The 2,037-nt window shown below is 63.1% G+C and carries 1 protein-coding gene and 1 pseudogene; one reads left to right on the forward strand and one right to left on the reverse strand.

Translation table 11 applies throughout. The features are described 5' to 3' along the window. Nucleotides 1–1,181 (reverse strand): recombinase family protein (locus FXV83_RS40410; protein ID WP_148745608.1); only part of this gene is annotated, 1,181 nt, incomplete at its 3' end. A 511-nt stretch (nt 1,182–1,692) separates the two neighbouring features. Here FXV83_RS40410 and FXV83_RS40420 point away from each other — a divergent pair. Continuing rightward, a pseudogene (locus FXV83_RS40420) lies at nt 1,693–1,830 on the forward strand (ATP-binding protein); the annotation flags it as partial. Between the last annotated feature and the right edge of the window lie 207 nt (nt 1,831–2,037).

The raw sequence follows: 2,037 nt of genomic DNA on the forward strand, positions 1-2,037 counted from the left end.
ACCCGCTCGACCAGCGCGTCAACCGCCAAGGCCCGGACTTCCTGACATAGTGCACTGCCTTGCTGGTCCCGATCCGAGCGGCAGCAATAGACCGGATAGTCGGCATTCGGGCCCGTGTAGCGCATGCTCATGCGCCGTCCGCAACGGCCGCAGATCGCAATTCCTTGTAACAGGGCTGCCCCCTTGCGCGGTACGCCAGAGTGTCCTGCCTCATAGCGGAAGACGTTATCTGCCAGTCGCCCCTGGTTGGCCATGAACTCCTCCCAGCTGATATAGCCTGGGTGAGCGGCGTCGAGGCAAACCGCCCAATCCGCGATCGCCACCTTGACCGTTCCCGTCAGCGATCCCGGCCGGCATCGGCTTGGATCCTTTTGCCGGCGGCCATAAACATACGCCCCAGCATAGGCCGGATTTTGAAGGATACTAAGGACGCGTGCACTATCTGGCGCACGCCAGACGATCTCGTGTGGAGACGGTCCAAGCAGCGGTCGAACCGGCAAGGACAATCCGTTCCTGTCCAAGTACCGCATCACACGGCGAGCGCTTTGCAGTTCCCGGAATTTGGCAAACACGAGATGAAGACGGGCCTGCACCTCCTCATCGGGATTGAGAATAATTGTGCCGGCTCGATCATAGGCGAGCCCGGCTGGCAGGGGCAGCCGCAGTTCGCCCCGCGCCGCCTTCTGGCGTTCCCCTTGGTGAAGCCGCATCCGAAGCTGATGTAACTCCGCCTCGCTCATGATGCCGGACAAGCCCAACAGCAGGCGGTCGTGGTAGGCGCGCGGGTCGTAAAGCCGCTCGCCATCCGCAATGAGCACGCCGAACACCGAGCACAGTTCGAGAAGCTGATGCCAATCCCGATTGTTGCGGGCCAAGCGAGAAGCGTCGAGGCTCACCACAAGACCGGCGTTGCCAAGGCCGATCTCGGCAATGAGCTTCTGGAAACCATGACGATCCACAGCGCCAGCACCGGATTTGCCCAGATCCTCGTCAATCACCCGGACGCGCTCGGGCGGCCAGCCCAGACCGATGGCGCGGTCGACGAGGCGGTACTGTAGCTCCGTGCTCTCCTGGTGCTGGCGCACCTGGTTCACGGATGATTGCCGCACGTAGACATAGGCCAACTTCGCTCGGTGCGCAGTCGTGAGCCGCTCGTCAGCGACGGTCAAGCTGATCAGCACGACCCTGTCCCCTTCCGGGCGTGCCGGGAACCGCTTGCATTCGCCGCAGCAGCGTGGCGAGGACTTGAGCGATTTGGGTTTGCGTCGCGGTCGACAGATTCGGCCACAGGCGCGGAATCTCGGCCGTCGGACAGCCGGGTGGATTTGCCAACGTCGGCAGGGATCGATACGCAACGCGACCTGGAAGCGGTCGGTAGGTCATCGCGAATCACCTTCTCGTCGAGAAGGTTCAGACTCGCGCTCAAATGTTGCATCAATGGGATCAGCGTACGTGCACTGATGCGCGGCAGATCGGCGGCATTCGGACGGGAAGTGATTGGCGACTCGCCAATATCCGTCGACGCGATCCGAACCGCCCGCGGCCGTCCGTCCGGCAGCGCGACAACGACGTAGGCGGGACCGCGCCCCGACCGCTCCTTCAGCACCTCAAGCCGGTGCCCAAAAAGAGAATGATGCGGGTCGGTGATCGTGACGTGAGACACGACCCGCTCAAGAATAGGGGTACTCTGTCGTGTTCGGCGACCCGACCATCGCCGACGCCGTCCTGGATCGGCTCGTCCACAATGCTCATCGCCTCACACTCAACGGAGACAGCATGCGAAAGATCACTGCGCAGCGCGCCAATCTTGACGCAGCCAAGAAAACCTGACCCAACTCCTCATGCCGGCAACGACACCCCGGCCGCCTTCGTCGGAACAGGTGGCCGCCTTCGATCGGAATGCATGGTCGCGTTCAATCGGAATCCCTGGCCGCAATCCCCGGAATCCGCACGCTGGAGGCGCGAGGCGTGCGGTGCGAAGCACCGCACGGGGAGCCTCGAAGGATGCAGGGCCCCGATTCAGCCGCGCTGTCGCCC

The organism is Bradyrhizobium hipponense (assembly GCF_008123965.1).
In the GTDB taxonomy this organism is placed as follows: Bacteria; Pseudomonadota; Alphaproteobacteria; order Rhizobiales; family Xanthobacteraceae; genus Bradyrhizobium; species Bradyrhizobium hipponense.